Below are 17,133 nucleotides of genomic sequence, written 5' to 3'. Positions count from 1 at the left end.
TTCACCAATGCCTACATTGCTAAATATATGGGTCATCTTCGCCCCGAACACTGTGAGTGTTCGGGTGATAGTGGAGTAGTTAAAATTCATTAAGATCCCTCAAGTGCGATATTGAACGGATCCAACTCAAGTCGACGCTTGTTAACCAGTTCCATTAATCGTGGTTGAATCTCTTCATCACATGCCGACACATCAATTTCTAAGGCATCCAATTCAGTAAGGTTTTCAGCTCTTTGAATACGTACCATAAGTGATGGTTGAGCAATTGGAGGATTGAGTTCTACCAAACGTTTATTGATTGCACTTATGAGTGGTGTACGTTGCTCCGGAGTCCAAGACTTTGTATATTTGATTTGAGCATTCGCTTCTGCAGGTGAAGCAGCTTTAGCCACTCGATCAAGCAGATCAGCCAGTAATTCCTGGTGAACAATATCTTCATTCACTTGAACTGTTTTTTCCGTAGATTTAGATGCCTCATTAATCACTCTGCGACGAGTTTGAATGTATGTATTCAGAATCCCTCTTTGGTTATCTAATAAGCGAGAATCTTTATTGATCTCGTTTTCCAAGATAGTAATAGCCTCTAGTTGAGTTGCTCCAGTAAGGGCCAACATGTATTCACTTTTAACTGTTTGTGATAATTGAACAGGGTCTGGATCAGTAGGCACTACTTCAACTACCTGACTTACATTTAAAGCTTCAATACGTTTTTCACCCAGCTTGTTCAGCTCAATGATTTGTCCACGAACCATATGTCCATTTGCACTTAATTGATAACGGATCTGCATGACAGCATCTACGGTTTCAGCTTCATTGAGTTGAGCTGTGAACTTATCGACCAATTTCACTGCATCGGTTTCGACAAATTCTTCTGTCAAACTTTCCTCTACTGCAGTAATAGGGCCTTGTTCAGTAATCTGAATATCTGGCTGACTTTCAAATGTCTTTTCTTCAACAACATTTGAGGTAGCAGTATCAGGATCAGATGGTGTACTTGCCTGATCTGCATCATTCTTAGTTTTAGTTGAGCGTTTCTTTTTAATTTTGATATGGCTTTCTATCGTCAAAGGGTAAGCAATAGTCCGACCAAAAAGTTTACCAATTGCTTGTAGCTGCAATTCAGCATTTTCCTGATCCGCCTGGGCGAAACCATTACGCACACACTCATAATACTTTTTACACAATGTGGTGTATTTAGTGTGCGCAACATGATCAGGGTAAACTAAGAAGATTTCCATATCCTCTTTAACATCATCAAGTGTTAAAGGCTTGGTAAACGTAATACCAGCTACTTCAATAGTTTCAACCTTGATGCAGAACTCATGGCCAGGTGTTGCAAAGATAGTTGCAGGAAAACGGTCCAGATCATCAAACTCAATTAATTCACCAACGGCACGGCACAGAATATTTCGACCTGCCATCATTGCTGCAAAAGCTTCATTACCATTTAAAATATTCATGCTACCGCCTCACTTACTTTTGCATTACGAACGAGTTTTACTTCAACCGAATCAACCATTAAATTGTCATCTTTCACCAAGCGTTCAGCTTCAAATCCAGTAGCTGCTTCAACACGGCCTTTGATGAACCCCTTGCCACCGTGAACAGTGGCTTTATATGACCAAACATACTTTTTCATTATTCTTATCCTTTTAATGCTTTGCGAAGATACGGATCCAATTCATCCTGGCGAAGTAACCAAGATACATAGCTAGGTTCTAGGTCTTTAATGGCTGTGCCTTTATGTTTACCAAAGCTGATCTTTTTAGGAATCCGTGCGGTTTCGGACATAAGGAAAAGAGAGTTGATATCTTTGATTCCTAACTTTTCCACAATCACTTGAAGCAATACACCAGTAAAATAGATATCCCATTTAGCGTTATGAGCTTTTCGCAAATGAGTGCGTGCAAGGGCCTTGTCTTCCATAATGAAGTAGTACAAAGCGCTTAAATTGTGAGTTTCCATGTCAGGCCAAACCATGCGTGAAAGGGCAAGGGTACAAATGCCTTTTACATCGATTGATGAATCACACAATTTGATTGCTTGAATGTCATAATCAATGTTGTGGCCAATGATATAAGTCACACCTTCGGGTAAGCGGAAAGTATCAAAGCTTGGTTTACCAACAAGGTCAGCCTCAAGGATGTGATGAACTGCCATAGCACCCATTGAGATCGGTTCAGGGCATGAAAAATATTCATCAAAGTTTTGCTCATGATTTACCTCAAGTACCCCCTGCGCAAAAGTGCAAGGAGAGTAAGAGACCTCAATTGGATAGCCGTTAATTGTGTTTGTTTCAGTATCCAAAATAATTGCATTCATGCTCATGCGATTATTTCTCCCTGTCCTTGAGTTGTGTTGATGATGTAAGCTTTCACATCGTTAAATTTTGCCGCTTCAATTGCCATTAGGCTGTCAATACCTTGATTCTCACAGAAACTCATAACATCTAGATTTGCTTGAGTAAGTAGCTCTTGAAGTTCATTGCGTTGAACATTGGTAATACCGAAAAATTCAGCAGGATTAATCCAGCGACTGGAATTAATGTCAAAAGTGAAACCTAGTTCTTTCGCCTTTTTAAGCATGATTTGACGCATAGATTGATAATAAATATGTGACTTATCTAATGACTCAGTGAGCTGTGTTAAATCACCCGCGTGTTGGATTTCAGAGCAGCTTTGTTCCCAGTTCTCTAAATCTTCTTGAGCCTTCATAGTTGCAAGCTGATCAGGTGTAAGTGTGTTGATGTGGTCTTTGGCTTGTTTTATTAGATCAGCCAAAAAACTTGGATTAGTCTTGAGATCTGGCACCCAAACTTCACCCGTCTGAACCTCAACACCTTTGTCGTTGATAATCTTAAGACCCAAATCACCAGCATTTTTTGCATGATGCGTAGGACATGGACTAAAGCTAATTACACGAGCATTTTTACCTTCACCGGTAGTTACAGTGGTTAAATAACCCATGATGTCTGCAATACGGTAAAGCTCATTACGATTCTTACCACCCAAATCAGGACGATAAATCACTTGATCGCCACTCTGATCCTCAGATGCATGGGCAATAAAAACCACATCCTTTCCAGAAGCAATAAAGCTGTTTACGTATTGCTTAAAGATATTGTTTGCTAAGCCTTGGGCTTTTAATTTGAGTGAACCGTCTTTCTGTTTATTGGTATTGTTGAGCATGAGATGCGTTTTAATGCTTTCAAGCATTGCACCCACGGTATCAATAACAATGGTGTTATATGGTTCAAGATCACTTGCAGTTAAGTTTGCAACATCAGCCCATTGATTGACTTGAACCACAGCACCGCGTCTAAGCTCACCAGTACGATGCGAGCCTTTATCAAAGTCGAATGAAATAGCTTTGTCACCAGTGAAACCAATTGATGTTTTACCCAAGCCTGGATCAGCGTAAAGGTAAACAATGATTGCTTTGACCAATAAAGCCTGATCAGCCGGAATAATATTTAAACTCATGATATTTCCCCTTAGTTCCAGCCACGTGTGTTAGACCAACCATGCGTACCTTTGGCACGGTTAAATGCTTTACGCTCATACGATGGAATATGTGTACTTTGCAAACCAATCGCTAAAGCTTTACGACGTTGGAATGCGCGTTCACGGTCGAAGTTTTGGCGGATCCAAGGCTTAGCAACTTGTTCTTCCAGAGTTACTTTATGAAGTTCACCGGTTTTACGGTCTTCAGCAAAGATGTCTTTACCTTGTTCAACATAAACAGTGTGGCCAAGACGCATAGAAATGCTGTCTTGCTCATAGCCACCAAGGTATTCAGCGAATTTTTGAGTAGAAGTCGTCATTAGCGAGTCCCTCCATTAGCGGAAAACTGCAACTGGTGTTTAAGAGCAGCTTGTTCTTGACGATCTACCTCGTTTGAACAACTACGGACTGTTACTACTGTTGATGCAGCAGTACCAACGATTAGAGAAACAGCCATTACTTCTTTGAAAACTGCTTTAGCTTTAGCACCAAAAGAAGGGCGCATTTCAGAAGCGGTCGGATGCTGAAACAAAACAGAAGTCGTTTGACTTTTGTTAGTGTCAAACTCAGGGGTTTGACTATGGGATGGGATTTGATTCATACTTACCTCGCTAGTTAGCAAAAGCACATTTGATTCTCAGGTCGGTGTGCTTTTTGTTTGTTTACGAGATTTAGTTTACCAAAGGAAACTTTATTGTCAATGAAAAAGTTTATTAAAAGAAACTTATTTTTATATTGGGAAACTTTTATGCTTTAATAGACAAAAGAAAACCCATCACAGGGATGGGTTTTCTTTTAAAGATTCTTTATTTTTTGCTGATGAATACTACTGTTGCAATGATTGCTGTGACATTAACTACTAACAAGGAGATGAGTGTGATCATAATTTAAGGTAAATACGGCACAAGGTTAAATTATAGTTGGTAAGGTTGTTTTATATACACCTTTATTGTTTATTTTATATAAAAAAAACCCACACTGGATGGGCTATTAATTCGTTTTACTTAGCACTGAATATTGTCTTTTTTCTTATAGTAATCCAATGCTATATCTAAATCCTTTATCAATGTACTTTCTGTGTATTCACCTGGTGATAGCCTCAATAGCGATGGCATGTAATTGGTTTTGTACTCTACAGGGTAGTCTTTACATAAGATCTGAATACGAGCCTCTTGTGTGGTGTTGGGATCGTCGAGTTGATCTAGAAATCTACTAATCCGTTTATCAGATTTTTCAAATTGGACGTTTGCTATTGATGAGTCTGTTTCCTCTGAATTGGGTACTTCGGCTACTTTTGATTGGTTATCGCAGCCAGCAAGAATGATAAGAAATAGGGTGGTTGTGAGAATTTTTGTTTTCATGGTTAAAGTTTTATTGTTATTTGATCAGGAATTATAAAGGAAAATTGATAAAAGAAAACCCACCGCTGGGGTGGGGCAATATAATTTAAGATATTGATTCAATATTAAAATCTAATTCTGGTTGTGTATTGGCTGTTGGAATTCTTACAGGCTCAATCGAATCACAATAAATCATGACCTCCGAACCCTTAACTTTGTAGTAGGCACTATAATTTAAAGCATAATCAACTTGTCGATAACCCCTATATATTTCTTTAATTTCAGGACAGTTATCATAAGAAACAATCCATTTTGTTTTCACTTCATCCAATGCATTCCGAATTTGAACATGATCGTCATGTAGGTAGAAATTTCGATATAGACCTTGGCCCTTAACATAGTAAGGAGGATCTAAATAGATAAGTGAATCTGGGGGTAATAAGGAGTCTACTTGGTTTAAAAGCTCTAAAGCATCAAGATTGTAAACTTTGATACGATCTTTATATTCACCAATTTTTTCAATTCTTTTTGACAGGTTTTCTTTATGATAACGCGCATCCAATTTATAGTTGCCATTTTGGTTCTTACCACCAATAACACCACCTTTTAAAATTCCAGAACGGTTTGTTCGGTTTAAGAAAAAAGTAGCAAATCCATGTTCAAGTTGATCATGATCTTCAGGTTTCGCTAAGATAGTTTTTTGCTTATGCCATTCATCAATAGTAATTTGTGTGTCATTTACTAGCTTAAGAAAGCATTCAGTGTTTTCAGTAACAGATTTCCAAAAATTGAATACAGCTATATCAAAGTCATTTATATGAATGTTTTTACAATGTCCATTAAAAAGCAAATCTAGAGCTACGCCTGACCCTCCCGCATATGGTTCGAGATAGTCACCTGTAAGAATATTAGCCTCCATTAAGTCTTTAACAAATGGAGCAAATTTACCTTTTCCACCGGGATAACGAAGAGGGGTATTGAAGTTCATTTGATACTACTATTTGCTGAAACAATATTTGAAAGAAAAATATCGCATTCTTCTTCATTTTCAGAAGCCCATAAAGAAAAGATATTATTTGTTATGAGATCTTCCTGCACACCATTGTACCAACTCTTCATTGCCTTTCGGTCAATTTTTTTTACATCGTCAACGGTAGTTGGTAGAGGCACGTAATTACTTGTATAAAATTTATTTAAGTCTTTAATATTTTCTAAATAATAATTAGTACTAAATAAGTCGGGAGTTTTATTTTGCCAAAAATCTCTATTAGATTTCATATTAATAAATTTCTCTAATAAATATGAGTAAATTATTTTATCGGGTGGCATGCCGAAATATTGAGAATTTTGATTATTAACTGGTAATAAAACAACATTGTTAGCACTTAACAATGATTCCTTCATATTTTTGCTATTACCATCATACATATCTGCATCTAATATTATTAAAGATTTTTGAAAATGAGGTGTTTTATTCATTGCTAGTAAATTATGACAACCTAGTTTTGCTGGCACAAAATTTAATTTATTTCCAAAATAGCTAAAATTATCTGTTATTTTCTGACTAGAAAGAATGCCCTTAAAAAAATCTAAAGCTTCTAAATCTTCAAAATAAACATAAACTTCAGTTGGCAATGGAACCGATTCTAAATTAGCAGCGGCAATTTTAGAAGATTCCAAAAGCATATCATTCTTAATTTTTAAGTAAGATGATTTCTGCATAACCTTAGGTATATTGGTGTCGATTAGATAAACTATATCGTCTACTCTATATTGCTTAGCAATACTTTCATCTATGATTTCTTTTATTATTGTCAATGAATGACTGGTTACAATAATTTGAAGTTTCAGAATATCTGCAAAATTTTTTAATGTACGAATTAAATTTTTCTGAGCTCTAGGGTGTAGTCCTGCTTCTATTTCATCAATTACTAAAATGCCCCCATTGTAATCATCACCTAAATTGTTTTTTAAATTATTAAATGATGCTAATGCAGTAGCAAGAGAGCTAAGAGAATCCTGCCCTAAGGATATTGAAAGTGATGAATGCCCAAACTCGGGAACGAGTGATTGTTTATTGTTATTGTTCGAAAAAGAATGCGTATATATATTTTTTTCTGATTCTAAATTAAAGGGTATTACTGAATTAAAAAAATCATAAATAAAATCAATACTTTCTTGATCTATAGTGGTTATTTTGTGTTGTATATCAGACCAATCAAACTCTCCAATGGGACTAATTCGACTCATTCCTAAATATAATGTAGGTATTTTAATTTTTGAAGCGCCACCTATTTCATTAATTTCCAAAAATTCCTTCTCAATTTTATTTTTGATTCGCGGTATAACTCTCATTCTATAGATATATAAATTTTCGCCATTAAGATAAGATTGCTGATTTTCAGTTAGAGTACTTTCATCAGCTTTTACCATAAATTTCTTTAGATTTTTTTTCTGTATTAATTTTTTATGTGAGCCTGAGACAGAGCACTCTTTTATAACTTCGACATTTTTAATATCATATACTAAGTCTGCGCTAGAAGCCCCTTCCTTTCTATTTGCAAAATCATAATTATAATCTAAGAAAAAAAGTTCACTAAAGTCTGCTCGAAAGGCTTTATTTAGTAGTGTCTTATGATTTGTATATTCAGAGCCATTTGCGATTAGTCCTAAAATTGTAGATTTTCCAATCCCATTGTGCCCAGCAATAACTGTTATTCTCGGAGCTATATCTATGGTTAAATCAACTAAATTTCTAAACCCAGAATTGCCAAACACAACTTTTTTTAATTTCACTAGAACACCCTTCAAATAACTAATTTTAAAATTTATAAATCAAATGGTAGCTTATATTTTAAGGACCATTTTAATAAGCTATTAACCACTTCCGATCTGATGATTTTTCATAAATCCAATCACCCAAAAAGTTGAATTCTCTTAAATTCCTTATTGGCTTCTATGTTGTTTCTATAAAATTTATCCCTATCAGGCGCATCAATAAACTTAGTAAACGTACTTGCTTCAAGAAGCCTGTATATGAATTTTTCACCTGTCTTAAGCTCAACTGTTAATAAAAGCCATTGATAAAGCACACGGCTGATCTTGCGGGAATTTATTTCAATTGTTTGCATTCATAACACCACAGCACTCAAATTACGGGTGATTTACTTTTAAAACAACTCGATACAGCCTAAATAAATTCAAGTCGCGTCGGGTTCGCAGTTTTATTTATCTAGCCAACAAAAAAATGATTTGGGGGTTTATAACTCAGAATACTTTTCTAAAAATTCATCTAACCATCCTTGTGCTGCCTCAATATTAGTTATGTCGGTCAACTTTAGATTAGTGCCTTCTGCTTCGTTAAAGCCTTCAATAATAGCTTCAAAGATATTTGCTTCACTAATGACCTCACGTGCCATTTCCGCAGCGTCATAGCTTTGTTTGGCTTTTTTAAGCGAGGCTATTTGTTTATCAATTCCTGCGCCAATTTTATCTAATGCTAATTTAAATTCTTGACGATTAATCGTTAGAGCAGTTTTGGATTTATTAAGTGTTGCAATCATTATGTTTTCCTTCTGCGAGTATTCTCATCCAGCTCGCCAAAATTGACGACCCATAACTTTAAAATTTAAGCCGTTTTGCTCTGATACTTCACGATCTCTATATTTTAAATTTAAGCTATGCAGGGTGAGCTTTCCTCCTTCCTCCTTGAATATCTGCTTAATCATTCCTTCACCCTCAAAATAAACAGCATAAATTCCACCATCTACAATTTCAGTTTTAGAAATATCAATACCCACTAGATCGCCATCATGAATAAAGTCAGTCATGCTATCACCCTTGGCTTTAATGATTCTCATGCAGCTTGGATCAACATGCTTCCTCTGAAAGAATGACGGTGTAAATGGGAATTTCCCGTTAATAACATCAAAATGAAATTCTACAGATTCACCAACACCACAAGAAAAATTAGCTTCCACGACATCAATCCAAATAAACCCATTCTCTGTTTCATAATCAATAACAGTTGGCTTATGTGCTTCATCAACATCAAATGAAACATCACCTTTGCTAGTCAAATTATGCTTATTCATAAATTCTTGCATATTGAAATTATTGAAGAGTTTTTCTTCTTCACCTGTAAGCAACCAGTTCTGAGATGTTTTTAATACAGCTGCTAATGCCGGCAAGAATTCTGCCTTAGGTGTATTTGTTCCAGCCACCCATTTGGATACAGCCCCTTTTGTGGCCCCTGTTGCTTCAATTATTGCAGTTTGTCGAAGACCAAGCTCTTTCATTCTTTGAATTATACGGTCGCTAATAGTGGTCATACAAAATCCCTCATTTCTTGTTTCCTATAGTAAACAAGCACCTTGATATATGAATAAACTTATGGTTTACTAATGGAAACTATTAGTTTATAAAGGTAAACCATGACTGTAGACGAGCTAAAACTTCATTACGGAGTTAAAACCGATTCTGAGCTCGCTCAGAAGGTCGGATATACCAAGGGTGCTGTTAGTAAATGGCGAAGCAAGGGTATATCCCTAGAAACCCAAGCTTTATTGCAATTAAAAACAAAAGGGAAGGTTAAGGCCAATCTACAGGCTTTAACTGCATAGGTGAATTTATGAGTCTTGAAAAGAAATCTACACATGTTCGTTTGTCTCCGGAAATCCATGAGCGAGCTAAAACACTTGCTGAAATTAAGGGTAAAGACCTTGCTCAATACCTAGCGTTTCTCCTTGAAAAAGAAATCGTAGGTGAGTGGCATGTACTTAATTTACAAGCAAAATCCTTTGAGCGCTTGGGATTGAGAGCTTTAGTGCGGGATATATCTACTGAGGTGAGCTTTCCAGAGGGATCGGAAGGGATTAACGCAAATTTAGGCAAAGAAAAAGCCTGACGGGCAAGGTCAGGCTTTTAACAATTCAAACTATGAAGGGAATGAATATGAAATCAAATTTAGCACATGAACCACCAGAGTCGCAAGGCGACTTGGTTCATTTTCCAAGAAATGAGCGACAAAGTATGTCGAAAAAGGAAGAGCGCTACACAAGAACGCCTAATGCTTTAATTGATGACTTAATCATGTCTCAGTTGAATGATAAAGCCTTCAAATGTCTTATGTTCATAGTACGTCAAACATCTGGTTTTGATCGTGCATCTCACCCCATCGCTATTACTCAATTTCAAAAATACTGTGGCATTAAAAAACGCGACACAGTGATGTCTTGTATCCGTGATTTGGAAGAAGTTTGTTTAATCAAAGTTGAGCGAAAACTCGGTTGTTTAAATGAATATTTCTTCACTCCTGACCAGTACCGTGAAAAGGGACTAGTACCGTTAAAAGGTAGTACCGCTAAAGGTGATGGGACTAGTACCACGAAACAGGACGGGACTAGTACCGCCAAAGGGGACTACACCAGTACCGTTGAACGGGGCACTATTAAAGAAACATTTAAAGAAAATATTAAAGAAAACTTTAAAGAGGAAATCGCCCAAGAAAATTCAGTCGATGCAGTTTTAAATCTCTGGACACCTGATCTCCATTCTTTGAATTCTTGGTTGCAGCAATCAGGTGAAATGGCAATGACTCAGGAATGTGTCAATCAAATTTTACTTGAGGTGAATGCTCACTACGAACCACGTTTGAAAACAGGTTCGGTTACTTCAAACCAGATGTACTCAAACTTTGTGAAATGGGTCAAACGTGGTTACAAGCCAAAAGCTCAAACAAAACCCAACCTGAACGTCAACGATGCATGGAACAACATTCCCGAATTCCAAGGAGAGATAGCATCCGTTGAGATACCGGAGGATTTTGTATGAATACCATGGCTTTGCTCACAGATGGATTTCAGAAGGTTGAAGCATTTTGCGCTGAACACAACATGGCAAAGGTTCAAGCAGGTCCAAATCAGATTTGCCCGCAATGCGCTATAGATCTAGTGGAATCTCAAAACAAAAACCGCCAGAAAGAAATCGACCAGATGGTACGTGAAAAGCATTTTGCAGGTGCCATGCTCCCAGAACGTCATGCTGAATCAGGTTTTAAAAATTACATCGTTCAGCATGCAGGACAGAAAAACTCACTTAATCAATCAATCTCATACGCTAAAAACATCCTGATTGGCGCTAAAAACAACTTTGTCATGGTTGGTAAGACTGGCGTAGGGAAAACCCATTTGAGTTGCGCTACAGCTCGCACATTGCTCAACAAGGGCATGTACGTTCGCTATATCACAAGCGAAGAGATGGCCCAAAAAATCATGCGAGCTTGGGATAAGGACACCAAGGATGCAAGTGAAAGATCGGTGATCTATGAATTCACTCAATACGATTTATTGATTCTGGATGAGTACGGATTGCATGACCGGGATAAGCGCCTGGAACTTGTTCACAAGGTTTTATACGCACGTTATGACGCAATGAAACCAACCATGCTGATTTCAAATTTTACATTGGCTGAACTTCAAAAGGATTTGGGTGACCGTCTTTGGTCGCGATTCCAGCAAGGTGGCTTGACAGTAGTTGAGTGCAATTGGGGTGATCAGCGTTTAGGAGGTGGGGTGTGAAGGCTATCAAAATTCCTTGTGAGCATGACTTATTAAGCAAAAATCATAATGTGTGGGCTGATGCTGTAATGAGATGCAAAGGTGGTAATCCGTACTGTGGTGCAGATGGATTTTGTCATGCAGATGGAAAATGTTTCGCAGATCAAGAGCTCACCAGAGAACAAGCTATTTTAGAAATGGATCGTTTGGCTCAGGAGCTTTATGAGGCGAAGCAAGAAAATGGAAAGCTAAAAACATCTTCTGAAAGTTTAATTAATCAACTTGAATTTGCATTAGAGCAAAACAAGAAAAACGGAAAATCGGAACGAGTTTTTGCAATTCGATACTGCATTTCTGAGATTAAAAAAACTTTGCGAGGTGCCGCATGAAACACCCATTAGATAACAAAACCGTGGATTGCTTTAACTCCAAGTATGCAGTCAAGCATGGCGAAAGAATGATTCTTGTGTTGAAAAACATCATCAATAAGCGTGGTCGAACCAGTATGAAAGAGGTTCAAGGGTGGATTGGTATTAGCAGTTCTGCCAGTGGAACTTTTGTGCGTCAGTTGATTGCTGCGGGTTATTTAGAAACCAATAGCAAAAGACCTGTAAGTCTTAAAGCTACTGAAAAAGCAAAACAATTATTTGGGGTGGCAGCATGAACTTAATCGAAAAATTGGGATTGGAAAAGTGTAAGGCGATTGTGGGTGGGGCGCCTGAGTGGGCTAATTATTGGATTACCAGAGACCAATATCATCATCACATTATTTCATTTCCAAACATGACAGGTCATTCAAGTTATCTATTGAGTGACCTCCGCACCGCAATTGCTGACCATGAGCGTACAGACACATGCTCTGACATCCGCAATCACATTAGCCCTTTGACTGAGGTGAGTGAGAGATGAGTGAATTTCAAAAGTACTGGCAAGACTATGTTGCTTCGGACGTTGTTTTAGGATCAGAGGAGTATTGCGCTCAACAAGCATGGAAGCACCAACAAGCCAAGATTGATGAACTGCAAAAGCGGATTGATGGGGCTTTATTCGAAATGCAACAACTCTCTCTAATGTTGAGTAAGGACATTGATGGCTATGAAGACCCTGCTCAAATATGCCAGTCGGAAGGCGTTGATATGGGTGTGAGGATTTTGGAAAAAGCCCTGCGAGGTGAGCGTGAATAACAAAGATTTTCTAATTTGCATTTTGCTTAGCATGGCCTTGTTATTTGCAGTCAAATTTTTTTGGAAGTGGGCAACTGGTGGATTCAACAATATTGCCGTCATGGAGTGGATGAACCGAGGTTTTTCTTTTGGTATTGGATTCTCAATTTCAATCATTGTGGTGGTTCTAGTGTTCAAGTTGGTTGCAGGTGACTAATGACCAGCATCTCGCTCACTGAATATCGCGAACAGTATGGCGGTGGTCGAAAGACTGCCACTAAACGACCTAAGAAGGTCAAAGGTGAAAAGGTTATTAGTGAAGGTGAGGCAATACTGAGCCTTCAGCTTAAAGCGCTAAAAATCGAATTTGAGCAGGAATTTAAGTTTCACCCAAAACGGAAATGGAGGGCTGACTTCCACCTGGTAGAAAAGAGGATTTTGGTTGAGGTTGAAGGTGGGATCTGGAGTGGTGGGAGGCATACAAGGGGTAAGGGATACATTGGGGATATGGAAAAATATAACTCAGCAACAATGATGGGTTATCAGGTAATACGGTTTAGTACAGAGCAAGTGAAGTCAGGTTTAGCGATAAAGCAGATTGAGAAGATGGTAGGGGATTTGGGATGAATGCAGCAGTGGATAAGTTTGAACAATTTGAATGGTTGACTCATGGCATTAGCGCTAAGACAGCCAATTATGAACCGAGTGTTCGTGGTACGGGGGAAAAGCCATTGAATTATGAAGATCGTTTGGGTGCTATTGCTTCAATGGATACGCAATTAGCCAAATCAGTGACAGCTTTGATTGTATTTGATGGTAAGTCGGAAAGTGATTATGAGTATGTGCGTAATCACCTGGCTAAAATTATGTTGGCCAATGCAACAGAAGACAAGAAACGTGAGCCTGAACATATCGCTATGTATCACTTGGCATGGCAGATTGCACGAATGGTTATGGATTTTGCTTTAGATCCAGATTTAGAGGATAACTACACTGCCAAGGGTCGTTTGGCTTATGCAGGCATTAGTGGTAATCAGATGGGTGTAGATACCTATCGTATGACGTGGAAGGGTTATGAGAAACTAATGGTACTTGCTATTGAATCTGCTATTGATGAGGCATCCAAGGCTATTGAGTTGTATAAGAAAAATACTTACAAAGAAATGCGAGCATAGGTATTTCGTTTTAGCGAAGACTAAGGTATAGTTTTACTATACTGGTCGTATTACGGTTTGACCAAATATTAAAGCTCATCGAAAGGTGGGCTTTTTTGACATTGTTTGTTCATGTAAATAAAGGATAATAACTTTTTTCTTTTGAGCTTTAATAGAAATGGCAATTCTAACTGTCAAGAAATTAGATGATACTCTTAGTGAGTTAGCAGTTAACGGCAAAAAACCTGAAAAGATTTTGTTAGGTTATAAAGCATATGGCGACCTAATGAATAATCGCAGTTTTTTTGAAGAAGTAGCAGGCTCAGCAATGGATCCAAACAAACGAAAATATAAAAATATTAAAATTAAAGTTACCCAAGACGAATACCAGTTTGAAGTGAAGTGTTCAAAATAATAGATTGATATATCAAAGAAAGCTCGGTCATTTGATCGGGCTTTTTGTTGCTTATTGAACAGTAACCATGTTATTAAAGGTGTATTGTTTTTAAACAATAGTTCTAATTCAGCGCAAATGGTTAGAAAGAAGCTCACTTAGTAATAGGTGGGCTTTTTTAATACCAGGAGAAAAGTCATGCCCAGTTTCAAAAGTTTGCTAATTAGATAAAGACTGTTTGAGCAAGCACGTTTAGATCCCACGAAAGAGGATACAACCCATGCAGTTCATCGAGCATGAATAGGATATGCAGGAAAGTGATTATCTGATTGGGAGTGATGTCCCGCCTTAAAATGACAACGAAACCGAAAATTGATTAGTACTGTGCCTATTCAGTGGCAATCAAAGTAGGGAGTAGCTATGGACCACAGCATAGGACTTCTGTGGTGATCAATTCAAAATCAGATCAGTTGTGAATTAAACGTGATATTTATCAAAAAATTACGAAATAAACTGTTTGATTGAATAGCAAATATCGAGTAATTTTTCCATTAGGTTAGATGAGGTTATAGATCATCTAACTGAGCGAATCGATTGACACTCGGAAAGACGAGAATTACCACAAATGCTTACAGAAATGTGAGCATTTTTAATGCCCCGAGAAATGTTTTTTGTGTAAGCAATATCGGGGCACCCAGATTCTAATTCCCTATAATTCACGGGAATTAAATTATAAAAAGACATTTACCCTGCTGACGGTACCTTCACAAATGAAGGGACCATATCGAGCAGATGAACGGAATGGTGAGCTTTTTTAATATTTAATAAATCATTAATTAAGTTTTCCTAATAGTTTGATTCAATTAACATTATTTTTTCTTTTGGTACATTATGCCACTGAAAATTATTTGATTAGTGTACAAAATAGCAAACAGAAACTAGCTGTAGTTTCTGAATGACCTTTTAAGGTCCTTAGTTTATAGGCCCACATCATCTTTCCTTGAGTGGGCTTTTTTTTGCATGGAGAAAAGCATGTTCCGTTTCTTAATGTGTTTATTTGGCTTTCATGGTGCGACTGAAATTGAATACACGGCTGATGATGAAGAAATCAAAGTGTGTCGGGATTGCCTAAAAGAAGTTAAGTGATTATTTATTAAGCCAAATATTAGATATGTTAAACAAATAATTACATTCAGATGCACAAATCATCTGCTAGGATGTTTGCACATAAAAACAAGTAAATAGATTTTTAGGCATGACATGAGCCTGTTTAACTTGGGAGAGTTAAGCAGGTTTTTTTTATTAATATATTATCCAAACTTGCCGGACGTATTACGGCACATAAAACCCCGCTCAATATGCATTATTGGTGGGGTTTTTCTTTTCTTATCAGTGGTGACCATGACAGATCGTGTACAAGCTAAAAAAGATTTGCAGTTCTGTTGTGATGAACTTGCGATATATCAAAGTTTAAGTCGTTCAGGTTTAAAGCGTCACCAGTTGATGGCGATTGATGAAATCATGATTGGGCTTAAAGAACGTATTAAAAATTTACGTACGATTCTGCATGCCTGATGCTAGATGATTTGAAACTATATTATTAATGTGAGCAGGTAGTATAATTATTGGTATATCATGAACTTGGTTTTAATAATTAAGGATTTGGTGATATGGGTGTTTGGATTGCCAATAAAGATGAGTATGGCGAGTATCAGTTTAATGAAAGGCTTTGGCCGGACTGGTATAAACCTGAGAATATTGAGGTTGCTGCTGTCGAGCATTATCGCAATATAATTGAAGATTCAAATATTACTTATTACTTATATTCATGCGAAAGGTTAGATTCCAAAGCCTTAGAGGGAATGAAAAGTGATTGGTTAAGTTTTTGTGTGCCGTAGTAAGATAATTTATTGCAACCTCCTCCGGGAGGTTTTTTATTGGGTGATGGTTATGGAACTGGATAAATACAAAGCCTTAACAGATAAATCGCCAATTAAAACAAAACCACGTACCAGATCACTACCTAAACCAAGTGAAAAATACCTAGAAGCCTTCGATCGACTTAAAGAAATCCTTGATCGCATGGAAATTAAGTATGAAGAATATTTTCACTTCAAAAGCACCAAGCATTGGCGTTTTGATTTCCATTTGATTGAGTATCGAATGTTGATTGAAATCGCTAGTGGTCCATGGTCAGGTGGTCGTAAAGGTCGTCTCGCTACAAAGGCTTGGAGTATTGACAGGTATGGCCATGCTGAAGAAATGGGATATCAGTATATCCGCTTTGAAACCGGCGACATAAACATGGGCCGGGTAACTAAATGGCTCAGAAATTTAAAGGCATCTTATGGACCAGTTCAGACCATTCCCGCCGACAGATCTGATTGATCAGGCTGAGGAAGAAGAAGCGATCCGCTTGGTACCCGCCGTGGATCTAAAAGAATGGGTTATTAAAAACTGGCTAACCATTGGTGGTGAACTCCATAACCCGGATCACGATCATATTGCTGAGTTACTGCATGACAATGAAGAGTTTCTTGCATTCGCTTGGGCATCATCTGCCGCCGTAGCTAAAAAACGAATGGTGCTTGGTCAATGTGAAAAGGTCATGTTTAATCAGGGTGGATGGAAGAAAGCACGACAAGAACAACAAATGCGTGATTGGTTTGGCTTTGTGCCTCAATACCTAATCACTGTGGACGCGGCATTTTGCGAACAAACTTCAGATCGTGAGTTTTGTCGTTTGATTGAACATGAGCTTTATCACATCGGTGTTGAACGTGATGCAGATGGCGAGATTATTTATAGCGATATGACCGGTCTACCAAAACATTATTTGGCTGGCCATGATGTGGAAGTGTTCTTTGGTGAAACTAAACGATGGGGTGCTGATGAGTCAGTAAAACGACTTTTAGAAATTGCCAAGAATGCTCCATTCGTATCAGAAACTAATATTGCTGCTTGTTGTGGGAACTGTGTGATTGGTTAGAGCTGAAAGGCTCTATTTTTTTGCCTATCTTGC

At 37.6% G+C, this 17,133-nt stretch carries 26 protein-coding genes; 14 read left to right on the top strand and 12 right to left on the bottom strand.

What is annotated here, in order from left to right:
• Positions 1–89 precede the first annotated feature (89 nt).
• From E0409_RS06635 to E0409_RS06580, 12 genes are all read right to left on the bottom strand, one after another.
• Complete coding sequence (locus E0409_RS06635) at positions 90–1,460, bottom strand: hypothetical protein (protein WP_131289032.1); 1,371 nt, start codon at positions 1,458–1,460, stop codon at positions 90–92.
• Positions 1,457–1,639: a hypothetical protein gene (locus E0409_RS06630; protein ID WP_131289030.1), complete on the bottom strand. Its 183-nt coding sequence runs from the start codon at positions 1,637–1,639 to the stop codon at positions 1,457–1,459. Before E0409_RS06630 ends, E0409_RS06635 begins: the two co-directional genes overlap by 4 nt.
• A 5-nt stretch (positions 1,640–1,644) precedes the next feature.
• A complete protein-coding gene (locus E0409_RS06625; RefSeq protein ID WP_131289083.1) occupies positions 1,645–2,322 on the bottom strand; it encodes a 3'-5' exonuclease in 678 nt (225 codons plus the stop codon).
• A gap of 2 nt (positions 2,323–2,324) precedes the next feature.
• Positions 2,325–3,482 (bottom strand): ATP-binding protein, encoded by a 1,158-nt coding sequence (locus E0409_RS06620; RefSeq protein WP_131289028.1) that lies wholly within the window; start codon positions 3,480–3,482, stop codon positions 2,325–2,327.
• Between the two features lie 11 nt (positions 3,483–3,493).
• A complete protein-coding gene (locus E0409_RS06615; RefSeq protein WP_131289026.1) occupies positions 3,494–3,823 on the bottom strand; it encodes a hypothetical protein in 330 nt (109 codons plus the stop codon).
• Complete coding sequence (locus E0409_RS06610) at positions 3,823–4,104, bottom strand: hypothetical protein (protein WP_131289024.1); 282 nt, start codon at positions 4,102–4,104, stop codon at positions 3,823–3,825. Before E0409_RS06610 ends, E0409_RS06615 begins: the two co-directional genes overlap by 1 nt.
• A gap of 403 nt (positions 4,105–4,507) precedes the next feature.
• Positions 4,508–4,864: a hypothetical protein gene (locus E0409_RS06605; protein WP_131289022.1), complete on the bottom strand. Its 357-nt coding sequence runs from the start codon at positions 4,862–4,864 to the stop codon at positions 4,508–4,510.
• Positions 4,865–4,949: 85 nt separating this feature from the next.
• A complete protein-coding gene (locus tag E0409_RS06600) occupies positions 4,950–5,831 on the bottom strand; it encodes a DNA adenine methylase (protein ID WP_131289020.1) in 882 nt (293 codons plus the stop codon).
• Positions 5,828–7,639 (bottom strand): AAA family ATPase, encoded by a 1,812-nt coding sequence (locus E0409_RS06595; RefSeq protein WP_131289018.1) that lies wholly within the window; start codon positions 7,637–7,639, stop codon positions 5,828–5,830. The genes E0409_RS06600 and E0409_RS06595 overlap by 4 nt, the downstream gene beginning before the upstream one ends.
• Positions 7,640–7,758: 119 nt before the next feature.
• The gene (locus tag E0409_RS06590; RefSeq protein ID WP_131289016.1) at positions 7,759–7,974 is read right to left on the bottom strand and encodes a hypothetical protein; all 216 of its coding nucleotides are present in this window, start codon (positions 7,972–7,974) and stop codon (positions 7,759–7,761) included.
• Positions 7,975–8,103: 129 nt separating this feature from the next.
• Positions 8,104–8,406, bottom strand: coding sequence for a hypothetical protein (locus tag E0409_RS06585; RefSeq protein WP_131289014.1), 303 nt, complete (start codon positions 8,404–8,406; stop codon positions 8,104–8,106).
• A 24-nt stretch (positions 8,407–8,430) separates the two neighbouring features.
• Positions 8,431–9,174, bottom strand: a complete 744-nt coding sequence (locus E0409_RS06580; RefSeq protein ID WP_131289012.1) for a S24 family peptidase — start codon at positions 9,172–9,174, stop codon at positions 8,431–8,433.
• A gap of 299 nt (positions 9,175–9,473) precedes the next feature.
• Between E0409_RS06580 and E0409_RS06570 the strand changes: the two genes are divergently transcribed.
• The 14 genes from E0409_RS06570 to E0409_RS06515 all read left to right on the top strand — a co-directional run bounded on the left by E0409_RS06570 (position 9,474) and on the right by E0409_RS06515 (position 17,100).
• Positions 9,474–9,749 (top strand): hypothetical protein, encoded by a 276-nt coding sequence (locus E0409_RS06570; RefSeq protein ID WP_131289008.1) that lies wholly within the window; start codon positions 9,474–9,476, stop codon positions 9,747–9,749.
• A gap of 47 nt (positions 9,750–9,796) precedes the next feature.
• Positions 9,797–10,675, top strand: coding sequence for a replication protein (locus tag E0409_RS06565; protein WP_131289006.1), 879 nt, complete (start codon positions 9,797–9,799; stop codon positions 10,673–10,675).
• Complete coding sequence (locus E0409_RS06560; protein ID WP_131289004.1) at positions 10,672–11,421, top strand: ATP-binding protein; 750 nt, start codon at positions 10,672–10,674, stop codon at positions 11,419–11,421. Before E0409_RS06565 ends, E0409_RS06560 begins: the two co-directional genes overlap by 4 nt.
• Positions 11,418–11,789, top strand: coding sequence for a hypothetical protein (locus tag E0409_RS06555; protein WP_131289002.1), 372 nt, complete (start codon positions 11,418–11,420; stop codon positions 11,787–11,789). The genes E0409_RS06560 and E0409_RS06555 overlap by 4 nt, the downstream gene beginning before the upstream one ends.
• Positions 11,786–12,064 (top strand): helix-turn-helix domain-containing protein, encoded by a 279-nt coding sequence (locus tag E0409_RS06550; RefSeq protein ID WP_131289000.1) that lies wholly within the window; start codon positions 11,786–11,788, stop codon positions 12,062–12,064. Before E0409_RS06555 ends, E0409_RS06550 begins: the two co-directional genes overlap by 4 nt.
• Positions 12,065–12,305: 241 nt before the next feature.
• The gene (locus tag E0409_RS06545; RefSeq protein WP_131288998.1) at positions 12,306–12,584 is read left to right on the top strand and encodes a hypothetical protein; all 279 of its coding nucleotides are present in this window, start codon (positions 12,306–12,308) and stop codon (positions 12,582–12,584) included.
• 31 nt (positions 12,585–12,615) lie between these two features.
• Entirely contained in the window at positions 12,616–12,780 is a 165-nt protein-coding gene (locus tag E0409_RS16480; protein WP_165541307.1) for a hypothetical protein, read from the top strand.
• Positions 12,780–13,190 (top strand): DUF559 domain-containing protein, encoded by a 411-nt coding sequence (locus tag E0409_RS06540; RefSeq protein ID WP_131288996.1) that lies wholly within the window; start codon positions 12,780–12,782, stop codon positions 13,188–13,190. Before E0409_RS16480 ends, E0409_RS06540 begins: the two co-directional genes overlap by 1 nt.
• Positions 13,187–13,738, top strand: coding sequence for a hypothetical protein (locus tag E0409_RS06535; protein ID WP_131288994.1), 552 nt, complete (start codon positions 13,187–13,189; stop codon positions 13,736–13,738). Before E0409_RS06540 ends, E0409_RS06535 begins: the two co-directional genes overlap by 4 nt.
• Positions 13,739–13,895: 157 nt before the next feature.
• On the top strand, positions 13,896–14,132 hold the full coding sequence (locus E0409_RS06530) for a hypothetical protein (RefSeq protein WP_131288992.1): 237 nt from the start codon (positions 13,896–13,898) through the stop codon (positions 14,130–14,132).
• Positions 14,133–15,512: 1,380 nt separating this feature from the next.
• Complete coding sequence (locus tag E0409_RS16475; RefSeq protein WP_165541306.1) at positions 15,513–15,686, top strand: hypothetical protein; 174 nt, start codon at positions 15,513–15,515, stop codon at positions 15,684–15,686.
• Positions 15,687–15,781: 95 nt separating this feature from the next.
• Positions 15,782–16,009: a hypothetical protein gene (locus E0409_RS06525; protein WP_131288990.1), complete on the top strand. Its 228-nt coding sequence runs from the start codon at positions 15,782–15,784 to the stop codon at positions 16,007–16,009.
• A gap of 52 nt (positions 16,010–16,061) precedes the next feature.
• Positions 16,062–16,499: a hypothetical protein gene (locus E0409_RS06520; RefSeq protein WP_131288988.1), complete on the top strand. Its 438-nt coding sequence runs from the start codon at positions 16,062–16,064 to the stop codon at positions 16,497–16,499.
• Complete coding sequence (locus E0409_RS06515) at positions 16,459–17,100, top strand: putative metallopeptidase (RefSeq protein ID WP_131288986.1); 642 nt, start codon at positions 16,459–16,461, stop codon at positions 17,098–17,100. Before E0409_RS06520 ends, E0409_RS06515 begins: the two co-directional genes overlap by 41 nt.
• Positions 17,101–17,133 lie beyond the last annotated feature (33 nt).

Source organism: Acinetobacter sp. ANC 4862, from assembly GCF_004336635.1.
Classification (GTDB): domain Bacteria; phylum Pseudomonadota; class Gammaproteobacteria; order Pseudomonadales; family Moraxellaceae; genus Acinetobacter.
The sequence above is the reverse complement of the archived record's forward strand: the minus strand, read 5'-3'. Positions and strand labels throughout refer to the sequence as shown.